The sequence below is a fragment of the Microbacterium sp. UNCCL10 genome, from assembly GCF_000746195.1.
GTDB classification, from domain to species: domain Bacteria; phylum Actinomycetota; class Actinomycetes; order Actinomycetales; family Microbacteriaceae; genus Microbacterium; species Microbacterium saccharophilum.
The window spans coordinates 826,876-849,220 of record NZ_JQKT01000007.1; the positions used below are offsets into that span (position 1 = coordinate 826,876).

22 protein-coding genes are annotated in these 22,345 nt (G+C 68.1%); 10 read left to right on the plus strand and 12 right to left on the minus strand.

What is annotated here, in order from left to right; all coding sequences use genetic code 11:
* Positions 1-12: 12 nt before the first annotated feature.
* Together BR85_RS04175 and BR85_RS15130 are read left to right on the plus strand one after the other, a co-directional pair.
* Entirely contained in the window at positions 13-2,517 is a 2,505-nt protein-coding gene (locus BR85_RS04175; protein ID WP_036272453.1) for a heavy metal translocating P-type ATPase, read from the plus strand.
* A 36-nt stretch (positions 2,518-2,553) separates the two neighbouring features.
* Positions 2,554-2,739: a YHS domain-containing protein gene (locus BR85_RS15130; RefSeq protein WP_081782656.1), complete on the plus strand. Its 186-nt coding sequence runs from the start codon at positions 2,554-2,556 to the stop codon at positions 2,737-2,739.
* Between the two features lie 82 nt (positions 2,740-2,821).
* Here BR85_RS15130 and BR85_RS04180 read toward each other — a convergent pair whose 3' ends face one another.
* The 6 genes from BR85_RS04180 to cmtR form a co-directional block, all read right to left on the minus strand.
* The gene (locus BR85_RS04180) at positions 2,822-3,979 is read right to left on the minus strand and encodes a hypothetical protein (RefSeq protein WP_028495392.1); all 1,158 of its coding nucleotides are present in this window, start codon (positions 3,977-3,979) and stop codon (positions 2,822-2,824) included.
* A 329-nt stretch (positions 3,980-4,308) separates the two neighbouring features.
* On the minus strand, positions 4,309-4,656 hold the full coding sequence (locus BR85_RS04185; protein WP_028495393.1) for a helix-turn-helix domain-containing protein: 348 nt from the start codon (positions 4,654-4,656) through the stop codon (positions 4,309-4,311).
* Positions 4,640-5,752 carry a tyrosine-type recombinase/integrase gene (locus tag BR85_RS04190; RefSeq protein WP_028495394.1) on the minus strand — a complete coding sequence of 371 codons (1,113 nt, stop codon included), beginning with the start codon at positions 5,750-5,752 and terminating at the stop codon, positions 4,640-4,642. Before BR85_RS04190 ends, BR85_RS04185 begins: the two co-directional genes overlap by 17 nt.
* 49 nt (positions 5,753-5,801) lie before the next feature.
* On the minus strand, positions 5,802-6,122 hold the full coding sequence (locus BR85_RS04195) for a hypothetical protein (protein ID WP_028495395.1): 321 nt from the start codon (positions 6,120-6,122) through the stop codon (positions 5,802-5,804).
* Positions 6,119-6,790, minus strand: coding sequence for a cation efflux transmembrane domain-containing protein (locus BR85_RS04200; RefSeq protein ID WP_028495396.1), 672 nt, complete (start codon positions 6,788-6,790; stop codon positions 6,119-6,121). Before BR85_RS04200 ends, BR85_RS04195 begins: the two co-directional genes overlap by 4 nt.
* On the minus strand, positions 6,787-7,146 hold the full coding sequence (gene cmtR / locus BR85_RS04205) for a Cd(II)/Pb(II)-sensing metalloregulatory transcriptional regulator CmtR (RefSeq protein WP_028495397.1): 360 nt from the start codon (positions 7,144-7,146) through the stop codon (positions 6,787-6,789). Before cmtR ends, BR85_RS04200 begins: the two co-directional genes overlap by 4 nt.
* Before the next feature lie 364 nt (positions 7,147-7,510).
* Here cmtR and BR85_RS15375 point away from each other — a divergent pair, with 364 nt between their 5' ends.
* Entirely contained in the window at positions 7,511-7,708 is a 198-nt protein-coding gene (locus BR85_RS15375; protein WP_197018584.1) for an SHOCT domain-containing protein, read from the plus strand.
* A gap of 414 nt (positions 7,709-8,122) precedes the next feature.
* Positions 8,123-10,873 carry an AAA family ATPase gene (locus BR85_RS04210; RefSeq protein WP_028495398.1) on the plus strand — a complete coding sequence of 917 codons (2,751 nt, stop codon included), beginning with the start codon at positions 8,123-8,125 and terminating at the stop codon, positions 10,871-10,873.
* A gap of 48 nt (positions 10,874-10,921) precedes the next feature.
* Here the strand turns inward: BR85_RS04210 and BR85_RS15135 are convergent, their stop codons facing one another.
* Positions 10,922-11,068, minus strand: a complete 147-nt coding sequence (locus BR85_RS15135) for a MerR family transcriptional regulator (RefSeq protein ID WP_081782657.1) — start codon at positions 11,066-11,068, stop codon at positions 10,922-10,924.
* 153 nt (positions 11,069-11,221) lie between these two features.
* Between BR85_RS15135 and BR85_RS04215 the strand changes: the two genes are divergently transcribed.
* The gene (locus BR85_RS04215; RefSeq protein ID WP_206686736.1) at positions 11,222-11,854 is read left to right on the plus strand and encodes a hypothetical protein; all 633 of its coding nucleotides are present in this window, start codon (positions 11,222-11,224) and stop codon (positions 11,852-11,854) included.
* 279 nt (positions 11,855-12,133) lie between these two features.
* Here the strand turns inward: BR85_RS04215 and BR85_RS04220 are convergent, their stop codons facing one another.
* The 3 genes from BR85_RS04220 to BR85_RS04230 all read right to left on the minus strand — a co-directional run bounded on the left by BR85_RS04220 (position 12,134) and on the right by BR85_RS04230 (position 14,810).
* Entirely contained in the window at positions 12,134-13,033 is a 900-nt protein-coding gene (locus tag BR85_RS04220) for a hypothetical protein (RefSeq protein ID WP_051526140.1), read from the minus strand.
* 98 nt (positions 13,034-13,131) lie between these two features.
* Positions 13,132-14,253, minus strand: coding sequence for a DUF4349 domain-containing protein (locus BR85_RS04225; RefSeq protein ID WP_028495400.1), 1,122 nt, complete (start codon positions 14,251-14,253; stop codon positions 13,132-13,134).
* Positions 14,250-14,810 (minus strand): RNA polymerase sigma factor, encoded by a 561-nt coding sequence (locus BR85_RS04230; protein ID WP_028495401.1) that lies wholly within the window; start codon positions 14,808-14,810, stop codon positions 14,250-14,252. Before BR85_RS04230 ends, BR85_RS04225 begins: the two co-directional genes overlap by 4 nt.
* Positions 14,811-15,037: 227 nt before the next feature.
* Here BR85_RS04230 and BR85_RS04235 point away from each other — a divergent pair, with 227 nt between their 5' ends.
* The 5 genes from BR85_RS04235 to BR85_RS04255 all read left to right on the plus strand — a co-directional run bounded on the left by BR85_RS04235 (position 15,038) and on the right by BR85_RS04255 (position 19,425).
* The gene (locus BR85_RS04235) at positions 15,038-16,129 is read left to right on the plus strand and encodes a TerC family protein (RefSeq protein ID WP_028495402.1); all 1,092 of its coding nucleotides are present in this window, start codon (positions 15,038-15,040) and stop codon (positions 16,127-16,129) included.
* 121 nt (positions 16,130-16,250) lie between these two features.
* On the plus strand, positions 16,251-17,078 hold the full coding sequence (locus tag BR85_RS04240; RefSeq protein WP_028495403.1) for an ABC transporter ATP-binding protein: 828 nt from the start codon (positions 16,251-16,253) through the stop codon (positions 17,076-17,078).
* Positions 17,075-17,764 (plus strand): ABC transporter permease, encoded by a 690-nt coding sequence (locus BR85_RS04245; RefSeq protein WP_028495404.1) that lies wholly within the window; start codon positions 17,075-17,077, stop codon positions 17,762-17,764. Before BR85_RS04240 ends, BR85_RS04245 begins: the two co-directional genes overlap by 4 nt.
* A complete protein-coding gene (locus BR85_RS04250; RefSeq protein WP_028495405.1) occupies positions 17,761-18,480 on the plus strand; it encodes an ABC transporter permease in 720 nt (239 codons plus the stop codon). Before BR85_RS04245 ends, BR85_RS04250 begins: the two co-directional genes overlap by 4 nt.
* 30 nt (positions 18,481-18,510) lie before the next feature.
* Positions 18,511-19,425: an ABC transporter substrate-binding protein gene (locus tag BR85_RS04255; protein ID WP_028495406.1), complete on the plus strand. Its 915-nt coding sequence runs from the start codon at positions 18,511-18,513 to the stop codon at positions 19,423-19,425.
* A 76-nt stretch (positions 19,426-19,501) separates the two neighbouring features.
* Here the strand turns inward: BR85_RS04255 and BR85_RS04260 are convergent, their stop codons facing one another.
* Positions 19,502-20,815, minus strand: coding sequence for an LLM class flavin-dependent oxidoreductase (locus BR85_RS04260; RefSeq protein ID WP_028495407.1), 1,314 nt, complete (start codon positions 20,813-20,815; stop codon positions 19,502-19,504).
* A complete protein-coding gene (locus BR85_RS04265; RefSeq protein WP_051526141.1) occupies positions 20,812-22,143 on the minus strand; it encodes an O-acetylhomoserine aminocarboxypropyltransferase/cysteine synthase family protein in 1,332 nt (443 codons plus the stop codon). The genes BR85_RS04260 and BR85_RS04265 overlap by 4 nt, the downstream gene beginning before the upstream one ends.
* Between the last annotated feature and the right edge of the window lie 202 nt (positions 22,144-22,345).

The following is a 22,345-nucleotide window of genomic DNA, read 5'->3' on the forward strand; positions in this document are numbered from 1 at the left end:
GAAGAGAAGATCATGAGCAACACGACGCGAACCGTGGTGTTGGAAGTCGAGGGGTTGTCCTGGGCGTCCTCAAAGGCCACGGTCGAGGCCACCCTGCTGCGGCAGGCGGGTGTCACTGATGTCGAGGCGAACCCGGTCTCCCAGACCGCGAACGTGACCTACAACCCGGAGCTGACCTCACAGGATCAGCTGCGGCAGTGGATCATCGAGTGCGGCTACCACTGCGCCGGGCAGTCCGTCCCCGAGCACATCTGCGATCCCGCCGACGACCCCACCCGGCCGGCGCACACCGACCACCGCCCGCCCCCGACCGAACCACACGTGCCGCCGCCCGGGGATGCACGGCCCCTGGGCCCGACGAGCCCGGCTCACGATCACGCCGCCATGACCAGCCCCGCACCTGTAGGCGGCGAGACCCCCGCGAGCCAGGGCCCACACCAAGCTCCGGATCACGGCGGCCACGAGATGGCCGACCGCAGCATGCAGGATGTGATGGGGCACGGCGGAAGCCACGCGGGAATGTCCATGGCGTCGATGATCCGCGATATGCGCAACCGTTTCATCGTGGCCGCCGTGCTGTCCGTGCCGATCATCTTGTGGTCCCCGATCGGCCGGGAGGTGCTGGGGTTCACCGTTCCCGCACCGTTCGGGCTGCGCGATGACGTTTTCTCGCTGATCCTCTCGCTGCCGGTGATCTTCTACTCCGCCTGGATCTTCTTCGATGGTGCTTTCCGCGCGCTCCGAGCCCGGACCCTGGACATGATGGTGCTGGTCGCGGTCGGTGTCGGCACCGGCTGGCTGTACAGCGTGGCGGTCACCCTCACCGGCGGCGGTGAAGTGTTCTATGAGGCAGCCACCGTGCTTGCCGCCTTCGTTCTGCTCGGCCACTGGGTGGAGATGCGCGCCCGCGGCGGGGCGAACGACGCGATTCGCACCCTGCTCGAGCTCGCCCCTCCCCGCGCCGTCGTGCTCCGCGACGGCGAAGAGGTCGAGGTGCCCACCGCCGACGTCGTCCCCGGCGATCTCATGCTGGTGCGACCCGGCGCGAAGATCCCGACCGACGGCACCGTCGAAGAAGGCGACTCGGAGATCGACGAATCGATGGTGACCGGAGAGAGCCTGCCGGTCCTCAAGACGCCCGGCTCCGAGGTGATCGGGGCCACCGTCAACACCACCGGGACCCTCCGGGTGCGGGCCACCAAGGTCGGCGCCGACACCGCCCTCGCGCAGATCGTCGCCCTCGTTCAGGAAGCGCAGAACTCCAAGGCCCCCGGGCAACGCCTCGCCGACCGTGCCGCGTTCTGGCTGGTCCTGGTCGCCCTGATCGGCGGCACGGTCACCTTCCTGGCCTGGTGGCTCACCGGCGCGCCGGTGCCCACGGCGATCCTGTTCGCCATCACCGTCGTGGTGATCACCTGCCCCGACGCGCTCGGCCTGGCCACACCGACTGCGATCATGGTCGGCACCGGACTCGGCGCCAAACGCGGCGTGCTGTTCAAGAACGCCAGCGCCCTGGAATCCGCTGCCCATATCGATATGGTCGTCCTCGACAAGACCGGCACTCTGACCAAGGGCGAACCCGAAGTCACGGACTACCTGCCGATCGGCATGAACGACATCGAACTGCTCTCCCTCGCGGCCGCAGCGGAACGCGAATCTGAGCATCCGCTCGCCAGGGCGGTCGTCGCCTACGCCGACGCCCGCAACATCCCCCGACGCACCGCCAGCGCATTCCGGAACGTGACCGGGCTCGGCGCGGTCGCCACCGTCGACGGCCACCGCGTGGTGATGGGCAACACCCGTTTGATGGCCGACGAGGGCATCGACATCAGCCCCATCGAGGCAGCCCTCCACGGACTGGCCTCCACCGGCCGCACCGCCATCGCATTCGCGGTGGACGGCGAGGCAGCGGGGGTGATCGCGCTGGCGGACGCGCCGCGAGAAACCGCCGCCGCAGCGGTCACGGCCCTGCACGAGGCTGGCATCGAGGTCGTCATGCTCACCGGCGACAACGAACCCACGGCAAAGCGGATCGCTTCCCTGTTGGGCATCGACACCGTGATCGCCGAAGTCCTCCCCGAGGACAAGTCCGCACGGATCGCCGAGCTGCAATGCGCGGGCAAGAAGGTTGCCATGGTCGGCGACGGCGTGAACGACGCCCCCGCCCTCGCTCAAGCAGACCTGGGCATCGCCATCGGCGCAGGAACCGATGTGGCCATCGAGACTGCTGATGTCGTTCTGATGCGCTCCGACCCGCTCGACGTCGCGATCGCGCTGCGGATCGGAAAAGGCACCGTTCGCAAGATGCGACAGAACCTCGGCTGGGCCATCGGCTACAACGCCGTTGCCCTCCCGATCGCCGCCGGCGTGTTCGTCTCCTCGCTGGGGATCATGCTCAGCCCGGAGATCGCCGCCATCTCCATGTCCGGCTCCAGCGTCATCGTCGCCGTCAACGCGCTCCTGCTCAAGAGGCTGCGCCTGCCCTCACCTCCCGCTCCCGCTCCCGCAGCATCCTGACGGTCCCCTGCCTGACCCCAACCCGAGGAGAATCCCATGACACACCACACCGACGACACGACCGACAACACAGTATTAGTCACTGACCCGGTCTGCGGAATGCTGATCGACCCCGCCACAGCCGCCACAACCCGAGAGCACGGCGGCACCACGTTCTACTTCTGCTCAATCGGATGCGCCAAGGCTTTCGACGCCGATCCCCACCGATACGGACACCCGTGAGCTATCGCCGAGACCGAGGAACCGTCCACCGTCAGGCTGGCTGGGAGCTCGTGTCCGGATGGTGCCTGAAACGCTGTTTTCGTTACTGGCAATCAGCATTACTCGTTCGTGTCGAGATCCCTCTCATGCCTCCCAGCTCGGGATACGCTCCCCAGCCGGCTCCGGTGTTCGCTGAGTGGCGTATGGCTGTATTGACGGTGACTCCGGTGATGTCCGCGACGATGCTCGCCGGGAGCACCTGTACGAGGTGATCGAGTCTGGCGCGTTTGATGATCCGAGCGTGGAGTCCGTGCTTGTTCAGGTTGAATCGGACGCTGGCTTCGCTCAAGTGTTGCTCCGGCATCACGCCTTCGAAGAGCCAGCCGGGCGACGCTCCGACGTATGGTCGCTGGTCGCGTGTCATGTCGAGGTGCTCCGTGAGGAGGTCGGCGATCGGAGGCGGCAGAATGACTGGGGTCGTCCCGAACTGAACCTTGACGTGCCCTTCGGTGAATTGGACGTCTTCGCGTCTCAGCCGAACGGAGTCTCTGATCGGCTGGGCGAACACAAGAAGAAACAGCCCGATGATCCGGCTCGACATCGGGGTGGATTTGTCTTGGAGGAGGATGTCGACTTTCTCCCAGATGGCTTCTTCATCGAGGGTGGCTGGCGAGACGGTGGACGGGGACCGGGGCACGTCGATGCGTGTGGTGATTCGGTGTCGGGCTGCCCAGTTGAGGAATCTCCCGATGGTGACGTTGGGATCGTGGTGGGCGAGGTAGCGGTCGACCGTCACTTGCTCGAGCGTGGGGAGGTCGAGGTCGTGCTCGTCGAGCCAGGCGAGGAAGGCTGCGATCTTGTGGAGTTCGGAGCTGTGGACGTTGGCCATTCCGACGCTGATTGGCCGGTCAAGTGACCGCCTGCGCAGTTTCCGCAACGTCTCCCATTTGAAGAATCTGGTGACGATGATGGCCTGTTCGGCGGGCAGGGTGTCGATGAATGCCCGGCTCCGGATCTCGAGGTCGTTGAGTCGGACATCGATGGTGGGCAGGGTGCCGGCAGCGATCAGCATTCGCCGGAAGTACCGGACGCGCGTCGATTGCGGGAGCTCGTTGATTGCCTCGTGGCTGATGGGCTTCTCACCGTGAGCCATGGCTCGGAGGGTGCGGTCGATGGGTTCGCGGCGGAGCCACCGGACCGCCGAACGCGGGTCCCTGGCGCTGAGCAGGTGGTCGCGGAGCGGGGCAAGCGCCGGGTGCATACGGCCATTCGAATCTGCCAGGACGTCATCGAGACGATCCTCAAGACGGCAGCGTCCACAGTGCGAGCCGGTCAGGTGTTCCTCACTCCCGCACCTGGCACATCCGAACCGTGACGGTACACCCGTGCACGCAGCGCACACGATCTCGCCGTCGTGTGACCGGAATGCCAGGACCTTCATCTGGGCGCACGCCGGGCAGGGTGCAGCGTTTCGACGCAGACGGGAATAGCAGGCGTTGCAGATGCGCTGCTCGAGAATCTCGTACCTGGCCTCGACGTCGCGACCGCACGAGTCGCAACGTCGCTTCCATCCAGGGCTCGCGCTCTCGCTCACTCCGTGGGACGGTGCAGTTTCGCGGGGATCGGGCGGAGGGCACCGATAGAAGGTCCGTTGCTGCGGGCTTCGCCGACGGCGCGAGGTGCGCGCGCTGCAGCCACAGGGGCCACCTCGATGAGGTCGTTGGGTGTGCAATCGAGGATGCGGCAAAGCGCGGCGAGTACCTCGATGTTGAGCCTTTCGGGCGTCTTCGTCACGAGGCGATAGATCTGCTCGCGGGACAGGTGCACACCCTGCTCCCGGAGCGGGTCGATGAGGTCGGTCGTATGGAACATCCCCGCGACGGCCATGACCTGCCGCAACTGCCAGGTGATCGGGCTGTGGTCAGCGATTGTCGGCATCGTTTCCTCCATAGATTCGGGCGAGAGCTCGGGTCACCATGCGGGCCCTATAGTCGTCGCCGAGCGAGGTGTAGATCGCGGTGGTGGACGCATACGCGTGGCCGACCTGATCCTGGACAAACTTCTCCGAGTAGCCCCACTCGATCAGGTTGGTGACGTAGGTATGGCGCAGCGCGTGCACGCTGAGCTCCGGAGGGAGACCCAGCTGATCACGGAGGGCTGCGAACCTCATGTCGATGTAGCGAAGACTGACCCGACTGCCGCGTTCGGTCGGCCAGAGCATGCCGGTCCCGTCCGTGAAGCGAGAACGTGCGTGATCCACCCACTGTGCGAGACCTTGGGTGACCCACCCCAGCTCGGGCACGGTCAGCACCGAACGTCGGCGCGGCCCGGAGCCACGCGAGCCCTTACCCCAGCGAACCTCAACGGCACCGAACCGACCGAAGCGCGGAGCCGCGCCATTGGGGCGCATATCCGCGACGTCGAGACCGACCGCCTCAGCACGGCGCAGACCATAGGCGTAGATCGTCTTGAATATCTGCGCGTCCCGAAGTGCAGCCAGCGCGCCCTTCCGCCCCTGGTCGAGAATGGACTCAACCCGCGCGTCTGCAGCGGCGAAGAACTGCTCGAGTTCGTCATAGGTGAGCGCCCGGCGCTGCGCCCGCCCTTCGTAGTCGACGAGGTGTGCGGTGGTGTTCCACTCATGGCATATCTGCTGCGGTGCCTGGCCGAACCGGCGTTCGCACTCGGCCGCCCATTCGTAGCGCCCGTCGCAGAGGTATTCGCAGAAGAGCCGAATGATCATCTGATACGCACGGATGGTCGACCGTGCCGCAGGACGAGCTCCCGACTTCGCGTGCGTCGTGTAGTCCTCGACGTCGCCGACTGACCACTCCCACGGGTATCGCCCCGTGAAAGCCTCGAACCGGCGAATCGTGAGAATCCTGCCTTGGATCGTCGAGGCCACAAGGCCTCGACTGACCTGCTGATCGCTCCATCCCGCGAGCATGGCGTCATAGACGAACTGCTTCTCGTCCAGTGGGCGCACGTTCCCAAGCAGCCGAAGCGCGGTCGCGCCGCCATGTCCAGAACTCACCCCGCCAGTATTGCATTAGATGCATCATTGATGCACCTGCGGCATGCGGTCAGTACTGTGGAGTCGGCACGTTGAGCGCCGCGAGTTGCTCCTCGGAGCCTCGCGCGATCAGACGCAGGTCACTGTCGTTTTCGTCAATGTTCCACTGCACGAACGCGCAGCAACGCTGCTCGACCTCGACGAGTTCCCGCAGCCGGCTGATCGAGTCATCGACCTTGGCGTAGTGGACGACAAGCTCGGAGTCGGTGCGTTCTGAGGAGAGCACATAGTCCGCGTCGAACGCTTGCCACTTCTCCACCTGCGCCTTGGCTTCCGCGATGGTCGGGAGCGTGCATGCGATCGGGACGTCCCGGAATGGGCCCTGCGTCATCGGATCTTCTCCTCTGCGTCTTCATCGTCATCTTCCAGGTCCTCAAGGACCTCGAACGGGGATTCCACGTCGCCGCGCCATGCTTCCAGCCCCTCGCGGATCGCGAGTACCGCGACGACGAGCGCTGCGACGGAGTCGGCCCACCACCAGCCGAACAGGCTGTTGAGGATGAGGCCGACGAACACTGCTCCGGAGAGGTAGACGCACAGGATGAGCTGCTTAGCATCCGCCATCACACTCTTGGAGTCCAGCTCACGTCCCGTGCGGACCTCGAACCAGGCAAGCAGGGGCATGATGAGCAGGCTCAAAGCGGTGATACCCAGGCCAAACGGGCTATGGTCCGGACCCTCCGCCTGGATCAGGCTCAGGACAGCGTCCACGGTGACGTATGCGGCGAGAGCGAAGAACGCGATGGCGATCACCTTGACGGTGACCTTCTCCCACCGCTCGGGATCCTTGCGGGTGAACTGCCACGCGATCGCGGCGGCCGAGAGCACCTCAACGACGGAGTCCAGACCGAACCCAATCAGCGCGGCAGACGATGCGAGCACGCCAGCCCAGACCGCGACGATGGCTTCGATCACGTTGTACGTGATCGTGAAACCGACGATGAACCGGACCCGCCGGTGCAGCGTGGTACGACGCGCAGTTGTCAGCGAGGAGTTCATGCCTGCGCCTCCGTTCCGCAGCAGCCGGGCACCATGCACGCTGCGTCGAGACACGGTGCGTTCTCGTCGACGGCAAGCGTCACATCGACCAGCGCCGTGAGCGCGGCCGCAAGATGCGGGTCAGCGATCTCGTAGCGGGTTTGCCGCCCTTCGGGCTCGGCAACGACGATGCCGCAATCTCGCAGACAGGTGAGGTGGTTCGACACATTCGAGCGCGAGAGCTCGAGCGAGCGGGAGAGCACAGCCGGGTAGGAAGGTCCCTCGAGCAGGGACATCAAGATCCGGGAGCGGGTCGGGTCCGCCATCGCGCGGCCGAGTCGGTTCATCACATCTAGACGGGAAGTAATAGTCAGCACTCGATGACTATACATCGAACGCTGACTAATACGCTAGCGTGCACCCAGTCCTTCGAGATGCATCTGGTGATTAATGCCCAGAGTAGCATCCATCGCGAAGAGGCCGCACACGCGCCTCGCATGTCTTTACGTCGATCACCCACGACACGCGGTTTCGGAGCCGTCGACTTGGCAATCATCAATGTCCCCGGGAAGGTTCATGAGAAGTATGCCGTGCTTTGCACCGCGGGACGTTCGACCTATAGGGACGCTCAAGCTTCAGCGCAAGCTGGAGTCACGGATCGGCCAGGCAGGCGGATAGAAGGGCGGTCAGCTCATGATGTACGGAAACGGCTTCGGGTGGGGCTGGATGTGATTCGGCGGCGTGATGTTGCTGCTCATCTTGGCGGCAGTCATCATCTTGATCGTCCGCACCGCAGCTTCAGGTTCGTCTCCGCGTGGGGGACAGGTTCCGTCGGCGCCGAACCCAGCGCGTCAGATCGCCGAGGAACGCCTTGCGCGCGGCGAGATCACCCCAGACGAATTTCGACAGGTCGTGCGGGCGCTCGAAGAACGCACCTGAGCACGGTCCCGTCCGACGGGTCAGCCGGGGTGCAGTTGGAGCGTTCGACGCAATAGGACCCTCGTTCTGTCTGCGGGTCGTGGCGAGCAAGCCCATAGTCGTTCAGCGCCATTCGAGACCGCGGGGAGACTCGAGCGTCGGCGACACGCGAATCGAAACTTCGCCTCAAGAGATCGCCCTGGTCGCCATGCGGCCTCGATCGAGCAGCGCAACACAACGCACAACCCGGCGGCTGCCACCGACAGGGTCGGAGCCGAAACGGTCCAAGTCCGGAACACCGATGAACAGCAATGCACGCAGGCACCCATCGCGGTGGGGCGCCTGATCGGTACCATTTAGGCGCATCCCGCCACAGCTACCTTCAAGGCGTAAAAAGTCCTGGCCAAACGTAAAAACCAGCCCTACTCTGACTGCATGCGAGGTGGCCTTGAGCGGTGGAAGCGTGGGGTTGAGTCCCGAGGGGTACGACACGCGATTGCGTACGCGCTCGAGGGGACCTGTGACGCTCATCTCCAGCACGCGTCCGGTGGTGATGCGCTCGAAGCGTATGGTCTGGCATCGGACTCGACTGTTGCGCGTTTCGTCGTCGACCACGGCCGCATCTCCGCCGACGAACTCACTGCCGGCGGGCTTCGTGTGTGGATCACGGGCCACGACCCTGTCAGTGGTGAGGAGCGCGGCCGGCAACGGCTGAGCGCTGACGCCGACCTCTTGCTGGACGGCACGCTCAATCACCCGAAGTCGTACAGCATCGCTGCGTTGCTGCATCCGGAACTCGCGACCGAGTTTGAGGCGCTGCAGGACCGGCTGCGGGATCAAATCCTGCTGACCTGGCAGCGCGAGCTGAACGCGCGCCGTGGTCACGGTGGGCTGATCCGAGAGGACATCACCCGCATCGAGGTCGTCGAGCTGCAGCATCGTCGCTCACGGGCGCTGGACCCGCACGCTCACCGTCATATGTGGTTGAACATCAAGGTCCTCGGTGAGGACGGCAAGTGGTCGAACGTCGACTCACGCGTCGCGATGAAGCTGCACACGGTGATCAATGCCGAAGGCGATCTCGCTGCCCGCACTGACCCGCAGTGGATGGCCGCCCTCGCGCGCCACGGATTCACTCTCGATGACGACGGAGAGGTGGCGCAGCTCGCCGGAGCGGTACGGCCCTTCTCGCGTCGGTCAGCGCAAATCGAGCGGAACCGAGCGAGGCTGGTTGCGGTATGGACCGCCGAGCACGACGGTGCGCGCCCCAGCATCCGGGTTCTGACGCAGATTGACCGTCGAGCGTGGGCGATGTCGCGCCCGAACAAGCCGGCCCACCTGGACGAGCAGTCCTGGGAGGCAACGGTCCGCGACGAGCTGGAGGTTATCGATCCAGCACTCACCCGCGATCGGTCTCCGATCGCGCACACCGCGACGCCGACGGACGCGCTGGACCTAGATCTGCTGTCGGATGCTGCGGTCGTAGACGCCGACGCGCGGTCGACCCGTTCTGGCGGCCGGTTCAGCTCGTTCGATCTTCGTGCCGGCGCCATTCGCGCCCTCTCGCGCAGCGGCGTGATCGCGCCGCGCGACACGTTGACCGCGACGATCGACGAGATCTCCGAACGAGCGCATCGCAAGTCCGTGCGCCTCGCTGGGGGCGCGGACATTCCCGGTCATGTGAAGGCGTACATGGCGACCGAGACGATGCGCCTGAAGATCCGTCTCTCAGGGCGCCTCGATGCTCTCGCCTCACCCGGCCGCTCACTCCTGCCGACCGAGCTAGGTCGTGCCGCAGCATCCATCGAGGACATCGACACCCTGGATGCCTCGCAGCTCGCAGCAGCGGGCGCGATCGCGGGGAGGGGTGGGCTGGTGGCGGTCACCGGGCCGGCTGGCGCGGGCAAGACCACGATGTTGCGCGTCGCATACGCGGGACTGGCAGGACAGCGGCGACGGATGCTGGTGGTCGCGCCGACCCGGAAGGCGGCATCGGTCGCATCGCGCGAAGTCGGTGCCGCGGCCTCGAGCCTGCACGCGCTGCTCGCCGACCACGGCTACCGCTGGCACACTGACTCCGCCGGAGCCCAAGTCTGGGCGCGTCTGTCCCGCGGCGAGGCGGACCCGACGACGGGGGTTGTCTACGACGGGCCAGCCAGATTCGTCCTCCGGAGGGGCGATCGGATCGTGGTGGACGAGGCCGGCATGGTCGACCTGCAGACTGCGGCCGCGCTTGTCGATCTCGCCCTCGAGCACGGTGTCGGCGTGGCGATGGTGGGAGACCCGAACCAGGCACTCCCGGTCGGGCATGCAGGAGCGATGGCATCCGCGGTGCGCTACGCGACAGCATCCGTCGAACTCGACACCGTGCACCGGTTCAGCGATCCCGAGTACGCCGCGCTCACGCTGCGCGTCCGCAACCCCCGCGACCGCGACGACGCACTCCAAGTCGCGGGGGAGTTGCTCGAACACGGGCACGTGCAGCGGGTGGCCAGCGCGGAGGAAGCACGCGACGCAATGGTCGCGGCCTACTTCGATTGGCACGCCCGCAGCAAGCGCGTTGCGCTGGTCGCCGGTACCAATGATGAGGCGGACGCGATCAACGACGCCATCCAGCAACGACGGCTCAATGACGGTGAGCTGGATCCCACGACGCTGGCGCTGGGGATGGGGGAGCAGCACATCCTGGTTGGCGACATCGTGCAGACCCGCCGCAATGATCCGCGCACCGGGGTTGAGAATCGTGCGCAATGGGTGGTGCGCAACATTTGGGATGCAAGCATTGACCTCGCCTCGGTCGGTGACAGTGGTGAGATTCGCCGGGTGAGCCGCGAATACGCGCTCGATCACCTGCAACTTGCGTACGCGTCGACGGTGCATGGCATTCAAGGCGAGACGACGGATGCCGCAGTGGTGGGGCCGGATGTCGACGCGGCCGGCCTCTACGTCGGCCTGACGCGCGGGCGGCACCAGAACGTGGCCGTCACGATCGCCCGGACCGACCAGGATGCGATCGGCAACATCGGCGCGACGATGATGCGCGGCACGACCGAGCTGACGATCCAGGACGCGATGCGCGCGGCAGACGCCGAGCTGCGGCGAGCGGCACGCGCGCGATCACTCGAGGCGTCGACACCAGGGGTTACGCCGAACTCTTCTGCCTCGCGCGGCGGGCTGTCGCTCTGAGGGCCCTCTCCTGGTCCGTGATCCAGAAACGTCAGGAGCAACTCGTGATCAGGCGTCGACGCCGAACACGCGCAGGAGTGCGGCGCGCGGGATCATTCGCCGCAGCCCCAGTTGGACCGACGGAATAGTCCCGTTCTCCATGCCCAACTTGATCGTGCGGTAGTCGACGCCGACGAGCTTCGCGGCATCCTTCATCGTCAGAGCCAGACAATCCGATGAGCGATTCATGGCCTTCCTCACGTTTGAGCCAACAGCGTCAGTCTCCCTTCGACGCAAAGTACCACAGATGTGAGCCAAGATCGACAGTCATCTTCGCGAATTCTCCGGCGGAGTGGAATAGTGGGTTCCATGGCGGAGCTGCAGACGTACGACATCGGTGACGAGCGGATCGATCTCGGGAGCGGAGTGAGCGTGCCGCGATCGTGGCACGCACGCGTATCGGGCGAAAAGGATGTCCCTGGCACGATCACGGTACGCGTGGAGTGGGATGCAGCACTCGGTCGCTCCGCTGTCGCATTCGCCGCCCTCGAGCGCGAGGGGGGAGGCGTCGACATCACGAGCCAGGTGCTGCGTGAAGTCCGCACGCACTGGATCATGACGAATTCAGCACTCGATGTGGTCACAGTGGATGTCGGCGAGAGCCAGCCCATCGGTGCCCGAGTGTTCCTCGCTCGCCAACTCGCTCGGGAAGGACGCGAGCAAAGAGACTCCATCCTCGACGCGATCGCGATCTACCGCGTCGCGACCGCTCTCAGCTACCCTCCGCTCAAGCTCGTCTCCGACACTCTGAAGATCAGTCAGAGCACTGCGACGCGCTTCATGAGTCGCGCGCGCGATATCGGCCTTGCGCCGGAGGTCCGAATCCAGGAGCCCCGGCGAGCACCAACCGTCGACCGGTACTTCCCCGGTGCCGGACCGTACGACCCCAGCCGGCCACACAGTGGACCCTCCAGTCCCGGCGGGCCATCAATCGGCCTATGACGCAAGAGTCGTCCCCTGGATCGTCATGTGACATCGCAGAGGTAATCGGGATGGGGCGGTAACTTGGCCTTTGCCCACATTTTGCCCACATTTGAAACCGACACGTGTCGATAACTTGGTGCATAGAACCGCATAAAAACAATGATTCTCGGCCGCGTCAACCTGCAGATTTGACTCAAAAACGCTCTCTCACGGCGGTAACGCGGGTTCGAATCCCGCTGGGGTCACCAACACGAAAACCCCCGGTCTCCGGGGGTTTTTTCGTGCGCCGAGGGGCACCTAACGGGCGCGGATCAGGGTGGCCTCGGTCGTGGAGCCGTCGGGCACGACGAATTCGATCCTGGCGTCGCCGTCGACGATCTCGATGATGCGCAGGTCGGCGAAGCGCGGGTGGGCGCGGTGCTCGATGCGCGCCGTCGGACGGGGGAACAGGAACGTGTGGACGAGGGAGAGGTCGGTCGTCTTCCCGGTGTCGACATGCCTTCTGCGGTGCAGGACGTGGCATCCGTCCGGGGATGTCCCCACGACCGCGGCCGTCAGCATGCTCGGTCGCAGCCGGTCCACGAGGCGTGCCACCAGACCGCCCGCCGGCGGCAGAAGCCGGGAGCCGTGGGCGCCTGCCAGCGTCACGGCGGGCTCCCGCCCGGCCAGCTCCCGCCAGGCGCCCAGGAGGGCGTAGTCCCGCTCGCCGTCCAGCGCACCGATCTCGCCGGTGGGGTGGCCGGCGGAGGCGAGGACGGACGACCCGTCGCGCTCCGTCGGGGAGAGGCGCCGCAGCACGGTGGCCAGCCGGCTCATCACGCCCTGTGACGAGCCGTTGTAGGTGATCTCGAGCGGCTCGCCCTCGTCGACGTGGAGGACGAGACGCCCGTCGAGCAGGAGGACGGAGTCCACGATCGCCACGAGTGCCGCATGCGGCACCGTACGCGTCGTGTAGGTGTCGTCCTGCCGGGAGAGGACCGTGGTCGCCTCCGCGTCGACGATCAGGAGCGCGTCGTAGAGGTCCATGCCGGGATGGGCGTCGCGTCGTGCGATGTTCCGCGGCACTTTCAGCACCAGTTCCGCCTTCGCGAAGTCCAGCGGGAAAACGCGGTAGAGACGGGGGACGCCCGCCGCATCGGTGACGTCGTCGACCCAGGGGCCGAATGCCGTGAACTCGGCCGTTTCCGCGGTCGACATGATTCGTCTTCTTGTCTCGAGGGGGAGCCCTCCGGGGGTGCGGGCGCCGCTGTCTGCACACTATCGGTTCCGCGGCGCCTCGCTCTCCGCGTCCGCGTTCAGGCCTCCGGCGGCGTCGTCGCGGAGGCCCTCGCGGCGGCCGTCCGCCGGCGCCGCGCCGCCCGCACGGCCCACACGACGAGCGCCGCACCGGCCAGCACGACGAGCCAGGGGAGCAGGAATCCGAGCCCGATGACGATCCCGTTGACGGTCGCCACGAGACCGTTCCAGCCCGCCGCGAGGCCGTCGCCGAACCCCGCGGGATCGGCCTTCACGACCTCCTGCGGCTCGGACAGCGTCACCGTGAGCGTCGACATGGCCACCTGGTCGTCGAGCGCCGTGAGCTGCTGCTGGTAGGACTCCAGCTCCGCCTGACGCTGCGCCAGCGCGCTCTCCGCCGACAGCAGGTCGGCCGTCGACGTCGCCTCCGCCATGAGAGCCGTGAGCCGCGTGACGGATGCCTCGAGCGCCTCGATGCGCGCGCGAAGGTCGACGACCTGCGTCGTGACGTCGCGCCGCTCCAGCTGCGACGCCATCACCTCCCCGACCTCCGCGAGTCCGCGCGTCTGCGCCGTCAGCTCGTCGGCGGGAACCCGCACCGTGATCCACGAGCCGGACGGCGATGGCCAGACGTCGCCCCCGTCTCGGATGACACCCGGGGCGGGCTGCCCCTCGCCCGCGAGACTGAGCGTCTCGACGTACCCGCCCGCCCGCTCGGCGGCCTCGCCGATCTCCCGGGCCGCCGTCGCCGCGTCCTCCACCTGCACCGACGCGGACGCCGTCGCGATGATCTCCCGTGCGAGGGAGCCGTCGGCCTGCGCACCGTCCTCCGACGCCGCGCCGTTCTCCGCTGCCGCGCCGGCATCCACGCCGGACAGCCGTCCGTCCTCGCTGCCTCCGTCCCAGACCTCGGGGGCGCCCGCCTCGTCGGCCGTGCTCGACGCGCCGATGCCGCCGAGCCCGCCGAGCTGCGGCCCGACGACGGCCGCGACGATCACGACAGCCGCCGCGGCTGCAGCGCCGACCCACCAGCGTCCCCGCCGTGCGCGCCGCCGGGCGTCGACGGCGTGCCGCTCCGCCGGCGCGCCCCGCTCGGCGGCGATCGCGGCGAACAGCGCCTTCTCCATCTCGTCGACGCGGTCGTCGGCGAGCTCGGGCAGCGTCACATCCTCGACGTTCATGTCCCCTCCGTTCCGATGGCGGTCCGCACCTGGGTGCGGATGCGGGAGAGACGATTGCGGACGACCCCGTGCGACACGCCCAGCTGATCGGCGGCCGCCTGATAGGCGTAGCCCTCCGTGGCGCACAGCCGGAAGATCTGCTGATCGAGGGGACTGAGCGCTGACACCTCGGCGAGGATCCGCTCGGCAAGCGCCGCCGTGATGACCTGCTCCTCCACGTCCACCGTCGCCGGCAGCGTCTCGTCGGCCGCAGCCGCCGTGTGGATGCGGTCGCGCTGGAGGCGCCGGACGCGGTTGGCGCACTGGAACCGGCAGATCGTCGCGAGCCAGGGGAGGAGTGATTCCCCCGCCAGCTCCATCCCGGGCAGCTTCCGCCATGCGGCCAGGAACGTCTCCTGGGTGACGTCCTCCGCATCCACGACGTTGCCGAGGATGCCGTGCGCCAGCCAGTACACCGGTCGCACGTACGCCCGGTACAGCGCGCGGAACGCCTCGTCGCTGCCGCCCGCCGCCGCAGCGACGAGCGCGGCGTCGGTGCGGGCGGCCGGCTCGGTCATGGTCTCCTCATCGTCTCTCACCCCAGGAGTGTCGTCCACGGTCACACCGTCTCATGACCTCATGACGCCGGCCGGCGGCACCCCCTGTATCCTTGGACGCGCGAGAGGGAGTATCCCGAACTCGCGCGTCCGTCATCACGGGTTCCGTCGCTGAGACCCCGGGCGCGCGCCGCAGTCCTGCGGGGGAGAGACTTTCGACGTTCCGTCACCCCTCCTGAAAGGCCCGAATGGACCTCCCCGTCTGGTTCGAGATCGGCTCCATGGCCGTCCTCCTCATCATCCTCATCGCGGATCTGCTGCTCATCATCAAGCGGCCGCACATCCCGTCGAACAAGGAGTCCACCCTCTGGGTGCTCTTCTACGTCCTGCTGGCGCTCGTCTTCGCCGGGCTCATGTGGATGTTCGCAGGCGGCGAGTACGCGGGGCAGTTCGTCGCCGGCTGGCTCACGGAGTACAGCCTGTCGATCGACAACCTGTTCGTGTTCGTGCTGATCATGTCGCAGTTCTCGGTGCCGCGCCGCTACCAGCAGAAGGTGCTGATGGTCGGCATCATCATCGCGCTCGTCCTCCGCGGCATCTTCATCCTGCTCGGCGCGGCAATCATCGAGAACTTCCTGCCGATCTTCTACCTCTTCGGCGCGTTCCTCATCTGGACCGCGTGGAAGCAGGCCTTCCCCGGCGGCGACCACGACGAGGACGTCAAGCAGGAGACGTTCATCGTGCGGCTGCTGCGCCGCACCGTCGACATCAGCGACACGTACGACGGTGCGAAGGTCCGCACGGTCGTGGACGGCAAGAAGATGTTCACCCCGATGATCATCGTCTTCGCGGCCATCGGCGTGACCGACCTCCTCTTCGCGCTCGACTCGATCCCGGCGATCTTCGGCATCACGCAGAACGCCTTCATCGTCTTCGCGGCCAACATCTTCGCGCTCATGGGCCTCCGCCAGCTCTACTTCCTGCTCGGCGGGCTGCTCGACCGGCTGCGCTACCTGCACTACGGCATCGCGTTCATCCTCGCCTTCATCGGCGTGAAGCTCATCTTCCACGCGATGCACGAGAACGAGGTGCCGTTCATCAACGGCGGGGAGCACATCGAGTGGGTGCCCGACATCTCCACCTGGATGTCGCTCGGCGTCATCATCGTCTCGATGGTGGTCGCCACGGCCGCGAGCCTCATCGCCTCGGCCCGCGAGAGCCGGCGCGACGAGCCCGGCACGCCGGTCGCCGCCGCGGCCGCTGTGGCGGAGGAGAAGGGGACCCCCGCGTCCGTCGAGCAGCCGCACGTCGAGCAGCCGCACGTCGAGCAGCGCGACTGACGCCCGGCAGGCGGCACGGGACCTTACCGGACGGTGTCGCCGGGTTACACCCCGGTGCCCCGTGTCCCCACCCTGTGCTTGAGTGGCACGTGGGGCCTGAGCGGCTCCGGGAGGGACGCCCGTGATCGAGTTCCGCGATGTGACGAAGCAGTACCCCGACGGCACGCTGGCGGTCGACGGATTCAGCCTCGTGCTCCCGGCGCACAAGACGACGGTCTTCGTCGGCTCCTCGGGATGCGGGAAGACGACCCTGCTGCGGATGATCAACCGGATGGTGGAGCCGACGTCGGGGGAGATCCTCATCGACGGCGATCCCATCCGGGGCCAGGATGCCGTGCGCCTGCGGCGGAGCATCGGCTACGTCATGCAGAACAGCGGGCTGCTGCCGCATGTCTCGGTCATCGACAACGTCGCGACGGTGCCGCTCCTGCAGGGCACGCCGCGGCGCGCCGCGCGCGAGCGGGCCCTCGAGCTCCTCGACGTCGTGGGCCTGGACCGGTCTCTCGCGCAGCGGTATCCGAGCCAGCTGTCCGGCGGCCAGCAGCAGCGCGTCGGCGTCGCGCGGGGCCTCGCCTCCGACCCCAACATCCTCCTCATGGACGAGCCGTTCGGCGCCGTCGACCCGATCGTCCGCGCCGAGCTGCAGCAGGAGGTCAGCCGCCTGCAGCGTGAGCTCGACAAGACCGTGGTCTTCGTCACGCACGACATCGACGAGGCGTTCCTGCTCGGCGACCAGGTCGTCATCCTCGAAAAGGGCGCGGCCATCGCGCAGGTCGGCAGCCCGAGCGAGATCATCGAGGCGCCTGCGAGCGCTTTCGTCGCCGACTTCATCGGCGCCGATCGCGGCAAGCGCGCGCTGCGCCTGAAGGAGACGGCGAACGGCACCGTCGTCGTCGACGCCCTCGGGCGCACGCAGGGAGCGCTCCTGCGCGGGGAAGCCGGCCCGTGAACTGGGTCCTCGACAACCTCGACCTGATCGTCGAGCTCGCGCTCGTGCACGTGCGGCAGAGTGTGCCGCCGCTCGTGTTCGGGCTCCTCGTCTCCCTGCCGCTGGGCTGGCTGGCGTGGCGCTACCGCGCGGCTCGGGGGACCATCCTCAGCATCACGGGGCTCCTGTACACCATCCCCTCCCTCGCGCTGCTGTTCATCCTCCCGGTCGTGTTCGGCATCAGCGCAACGAGCGAGGCGAACCTCATCACGGCGCTCACGATCTACGCCGTGGCCCTGCTGACGCGGTCGGTGGCGGAGGGGCTGGCCTCGGTCGATCCCGACGTCCGCCTCGCGGCGACTGCCGTCGGCTACGGCACGGCGCGCCGGTTCTGGGCCGTCGACCTGCCGCTGTCCGGGCCGGTCATCCTCGCGGGGCTGCGCGTGACCGCCGCCAGCACCGTGGCGCTCGCGACCGTCGGCATCCTCATCGGTGTCACCAACCTCGGCTACCTCTTCACGAACGGTCTGCAGCGCCGCATCATCCCGGAGGTGGTCGCGGGTCTCGTCGCGGTGGGCCTCATCGCCCTCCTGATCGACCTCGCCCTCGTCCTGCTCGGTCGCCTCCTCATGCCCTGGACGCGGCGGACGGCCACGTCCCGCATCTCGGCGCAGCGGGAAGTCGTCCGCGCGGAGGTCACGGCATGAACCTCATCATCGACGCCATCGCGTGGCTGCTGAGCGGGGACCGGTCGAAGTCGGACTCGATCCCGGAGGCACTCGGCCAGCACCTGCTGCTCACCGTCATCTCCGTGCTCATCGCCGCCGCCATCGCCATCCCGATCGGCTGGCTCGTCGGACACACCGGTCGGGGGCGCGACGTGGTCGTCGCCGTCTCCGGGGCCGCGCGGGCCGTCCCCTCGTTCGGGCTCATCATCCTGCTGGTGCTCCTCCTCGGCGTCCTGCACAAGCCCGAGGCCGCCGTCATCACGTTCGTGCTCCTCGCGATCCCGTCGCTCCTGGCAGGCGCCTACACGGGGTTCGAGGCGATCGACCGGGCGACGATCGACGCCGGACGCGCCGTCGGGATGACCGAGTGGCAGGTGCTGTGGCGCATCGAGGTGCCGCTGGGACTGCCGCTCCTCGTGGGCGGCATCCGTGCGGCGACGCTGCAGGTGATCGCGACCGTGACGCTCGCCGCCTACGTGAACGTCGGGGGACTGGGGCAGTACATCATCACGGGCCTCCCGCTCCGCCGGTTCGACATGGTGCTGGGGGGCGCGCTGCTCGTCGCGGCACTCGCCCTCGCCGTCGACGGCCTGTTCGCCCTCACGCAGCGGCTCGCCGTCCCGCGGGGCGTTCGTGCGGCATCCGATCGCCACTCCGCTCCGAAGACCTCCCGGCGCCGTCCGGTTCCGGCCTGACCCCATCACCACAGAAAGAGAGAGACGCACATGTTCACAGCACGGAAGAAGCGCGTGCTCGGCATCGCGACCTTCGCCCTCACCGCATCGCTGGCTCTCGCCGGATGCGGGACGAGCGATCCGCTCGCCGAGGAGACCACGTCGCCCGGCGGCGAGACCGACGCGATCGTCATCGGCTCGCAGGCCTACTACTCCAACGAGATCGTCGCGGAGATCTACGCGCAGGCGCTGGAGGGCGCCGGCTTCGAGGTCGAGCGCTCGTTCAACATCGGCCAGCGTGACGCCTACCTGCCGTCGCTGGAGAGCGGCGAGGTCGACCTGTTCCCCGAGTACAGCGGCAACCTGCTGCAGTTCTACGACCCGGAGACCGAGGCGCGCAGTCCCGAGGACGTGTACAGCGCCCTGGTCGACGCGCTTCCCGAGGGGCTCACCGTCCTCGAGCAGTCGACCGCCAGCGACCAGGACTCGTACACCGTCACGGAGGCCTTCGCCGAGGAGAACGACCTCACCACGATCGCCGACCTGGCGGACGTCTCCGTGCCGCTGACCCTCGGCGGCCCGCCCGAGCTCGCCGAGCGGCCGTACGGGCCCGAGGGTCTCAAGGCGACTTACGGCGTCGACGTCGCCTTCGAGGGAACGGGCGACACGACCGTCGAGGAGCTCGTGGCCGGCACGGTCAACGTGGCGAACGTCTTCACCGCCGACCCGCGCATCGAAACGCAGAAGCTGCGTGTCCTCGAGGATCCCGAGGCGCTGTTCCTCGCCTCCAACGTCGTCCCGCTCGTGAACGCCGACATCGCCGAGGAGATCGCCGATGTCATCAACGCCGTCAGCGCGGCGCTCACCCCCGAGGGACTCGTGTCGCTGAACGTGCAGTCCCAAGTCGACGAGAAGTCGCCCGAGGACATCGCGAGCGCATGGCTCGCGGAGAACGGCCTGGACTGAGGACGGCGGGTGGGGGCCCGTCGACCGACCGGCCCCCACCCGTGGTTCGGTTCCCGGGGTGCCTCTGCCTGCGTGGTCAGAACGAGCGGAGGTTCGCGCGCAGACCGCCGTCGGCGTACTCCGCGCGCAGGATGCCGCGCCGCCGGAGGATCGGCACGAGCTCGTCCAGCATCCGGTGCACCGTGACGGGATGCAGGTCGCCCCACAGCAGCACGCCGTCGTTGCCCCACGTCCCGAGCTCCTCGATGCGGTCGGCCAGTTCGCCCGCCGTGCCGACGAACCCGCTGCCGTCGCTCAGCCGCCCGAGGCGCGCGTGCGCCGTCAGGATCTCGCGCAGCGTCGCGTCCGGGCCGTGCGCGCCGACGAGCCGTCGGATGCTGCCGTGCGACACGTGCTCGCCGAACACCGCCGTATCCAGTGGCGCGTCGAGGTCCAGGGCCGTGAGGTCGGTCTCCAGGTCGCTGGACTGACGTTCGGCGATCTGCCGCAGCGTCGCCTCATCCGGGTGCGCCGAGGCGGCGACGAGCCGGTCGGCCTCCTCCGGCGAGGACACGAGCACCGGCTGGATCGCGAAGAGGACCTTCACATCCTCGGGCCGGCGACCCGCCGCACGCGCGGCGTCGTGGATCTTCGCCCGGTACGCGCGGATGCTGGATTCGTCCAGGGGTGCGAGGGCGAGCTGGATGTCGGAGTTGTGGCCCGCGAAGCCCAGTCCGCGTCCCGAGCCGCCGGGGGAGACGATGACGGGTTCGCCGTCCGTGAACGGCACGAAGTTCAGCGGACCGTCGAAGGCGAAGTGCTCGCCCCGGTGGCGGACGGCCTCCAGGCGGGTCCCGTCGGCGTAGCGTCCGCGCGCCGGGTCGGCGATGAGCGCGTCGTCCGGCCAGCTGCGCCAGAGGTCCCGGATGCCCCCGAGCCACTCCTCGGCGCGGTCGTACGCGGCGTCGTGGCCGAGCGGGGGCGCGGCGCCGAAGTGCCGCGCGCTCCCGGTGTCGGTGACGACGTTCAGGCCGAGGCGGTTCCCGCTCAGGTGCTGCAGCGTCGCGAACTGGCGCGCCGCCGTGTACGGCAGGTACGCCGCGGGGTTGACGGTGGGCGCGACCCCCAGGTGCCGCGTCGCGGCGAAGAGGTACGGCGCGAGGAGCAGCGGGTCGAGCTTGGGCCCGCCGAACGCCTGGCGCACGCGGAGGTCGATCGTCTCCGCGGAGCCGAGCGAGGGCGCGTCCTCGATGATGAGGAGGTCGAAGCCGGCCTGCTCGAGGGCGCGGACGGCATCCTGGTAGAGCGTGGGCTCGGTCCAGCGGTAGTTCCAGTCGAGGTACGGATGCCCCCAGCCGTGCGGTCCGAAACCCCGCGCGAGGAACCATCCGAAGTGCTGGAGACGGCTCACGCGACCACCGGATCCGCGCGGTCCGCCGGGACGGGCTCCGCTCCGGTCGCGGAGACGGCGTCGAGCGCCCGGCCGAGGTCGGCGATGAGGTCGTCGACGTCCTCGATCCCGATCGACAGTCGGAGCGTCCCCGGCTCTACTCCGTGCGCGCGCTGCTGCGCCGCCGTGCGGTGGGTGTGGCTCGTCGATGCGGGGTGCAGCACGAGCGAGCGGACATCGCCCAGGTGCGTCATGTGCGTGATGACGCGCAGGCCGTCGACGACCGTCCGCGCCGCGGGCAGTCCGCCGCGGAGCGTGACCGTGAAGACCGAGCCGAAGCCGCCGCGGAGGTACCGGCGTGCCGTGTCGTGCGTCGGGTGCGACGCGAGGCCGGCGTGGTCGACGCGGGCGACCTCCGGCCGGCCCTGGAGCCACCGGGCGACGGCGAGCGCGTTCTCGCTCTGCCGCTGCACGCGCAGGCTCAGCGTCTCCACCCCCTGTCCGATGAGGAAGGCGTTCAGCGGAGAGGGGGTCGGTCCGAAGCGAGGCGCGACGCTCTCCCGCAGGTACGCGATGCGGGCCCGTCCGCCGTGCCGCTCCCACAGGCTGGGGCCGGATGCGGCATCCGTCAGGTGCGGGAAGCGTCCGGCGGCCGTGGCGGCGTCGAAGCGGCCGTCGTCGACGACGACGCCGCCGAGCACCGCCCCCTGGCCGGCCAGGAACTTGCTCGCCGAGTGCACGACGACGGCGGCGCCGTGCTCGAGAGGTCGCACGAGATAGGGCGTCGCGAACGTGTTGTCCACGACGAGCGGGATGCCGTGCTCGTCGCCGACGGCCGCCACCGCGGCGATGTCGAGGACGTCGTTGCGCGCATTCGCGATCGACTCCGCCAGCAGCGCGCGCGTCGTGGGGCGGATGGCGCGCCGCCAGGCGTCCGGGTCGGCGATGTCGTCGACGAAGTCCACGGTGATCCCGAGCCGGGCGAAGTTGTCCAGCAGCAGACCGCGGGAGCCCTCGTAGATGTGCGTCGAGCTGACGATGTGCTCGCCCGCGGCCACGAGCCCCAGCAGGGCGACCGTGAGCGCCGCCTGGCCGCTGGCCAGCAGCAGCGCCTCGGCGCCGCCCTCGAGGGAGGCGAGCTTGCGTTCCACGGCATCCACCGTCGGGTTGCCGGTGCGGGTGTAGCCGAAGCCGTCACCGACCCCGAAGTGCGCGGCGGCGTCGTCGAACGAGCCGAACGTGAAACCCGCCGTCAGGTGGATCGGAAGGGCCCGCGGCGTGGCGGGGACGGCATCCGACCCGATGTGCACCTGCCGCGTCGTGAACCCGGCGTCCGTTCCCGCTCCCACAGCGTCCTCCCGTTGCTTCCGGCCCTCAGCGTCGCACGCCGCCGCCTGCGGAACCCGCGATTGCGACGCGGTGTTACGCCCGCACCCGGGCGGGCGCCCGGTCGCGCGGTGGTAATCTGGCCGCGTGCGGATCACTCGCCTCCTCCTTAGCGGCCGCGACGAGACCTCGTTCTGAGCCCGTCCTCGTCGCGGAGTGAGTCGC

Coding starts and splice junctions, on each gene's coding strand:
- BR85_RS04175 (WP_036272453.1), top strand. CDS start 13: ATGAGCAACACGACGCGAACCGTGGTGTTGGAAGTCGAGGGGTTGTCC.
- BR85_RS04250 (WP_028495405.1), top strand. CDS start 17,761: ATGAACCTCATCATCGACGCCATCGCGTGGCTGCTGAGCGGGGACCGG.
- BR85_RS04210 (WP_028495398.1), top strand. CDS start 8,123: ATGCGAGGTGGCCTTGAGCGGTGGAAGCGTGGGGTTGAGTCCCGAGGG.
- BR85_RS04180 (WP_028495392.1), bottom strand. CDS start 3,979: ATGCACCCGGCGCTTGCCCCGCTCCGCGACCACCTGCTCAGCGCCAGG.
- BR85_RS04230 (WP_028495401.1), bottom strand. CDS start 14,810: ATGACCGAGCCGGCCGCCCGCACCGACGCCGCGCTCGTCGCTGCGGCG.
- BR85_RS04220 (WP_051526140.1), bottom strand. CDS start 13,033: ATGTCGACCGCGGAAACGGCCGAGTTCACGGCATTCGGCCCCTGGGTC.
- BR85_RS04200 (WP_028495396.1), bottom strand. CDS start 6,790: ATGAACTCCTCGCTGACAACTGCGCGTCGTACCACGCTGCACCGGCGG.
- BR85_RS04215 (WP_206686736.1), top strand. CDS start 11,222: ATGGCGGAGCTGCAGACGTACGACATCGGTGACGAGCGGATCGATCTC.
- BR85_RS15130 (WP_081782656.1), top strand. CDS start 2,554: ATGACACACCACACCGACGACACGACCGACAACACAGTATTAGTCACT.
- BR85_RS04255 (WP_028495406.1), top strand. CDS start 18,511: ATGTTCACAGCACGGAAGAAGCGCGTGCTCGGCATCGCGACCTTCGCC.
- BR85_RS15135 (WP_081782657.1), bottom strand. CDS start 11,068: ATGAAGGATGCCGCGAAGCTCGTCGGCGTCGACTACCGCACGATCAAG.
- BR85_RS04225 (WP_028495400.1), bottom strand. CDS start 14,253: ATGAACGTCGAGGATGTGACGCTGCCCGAGCTCGCCGACGACCGCGTC.
- BR85_RS04235 (WP_028495402.1), top strand. CDS start 15,038: ATGGACCTCCCCGTCTGGTTCGAGATCGGCTCCATGGCCGTCCTCCTC.
- BR85_RS04195 (WP_028495395.1), bottom strand. CDS start 6,122: ATGACGCAGGGCCCATTCCGGGACGTCCCGATCGCATGCACGCTCCCG.
- BR85_RS04185 (WP_028495393.1), bottom strand. CDS start 4,656: ATGCCGACAATCGCTGACCACAGCCCGATCACCTGGCAGTTGCGGCAG.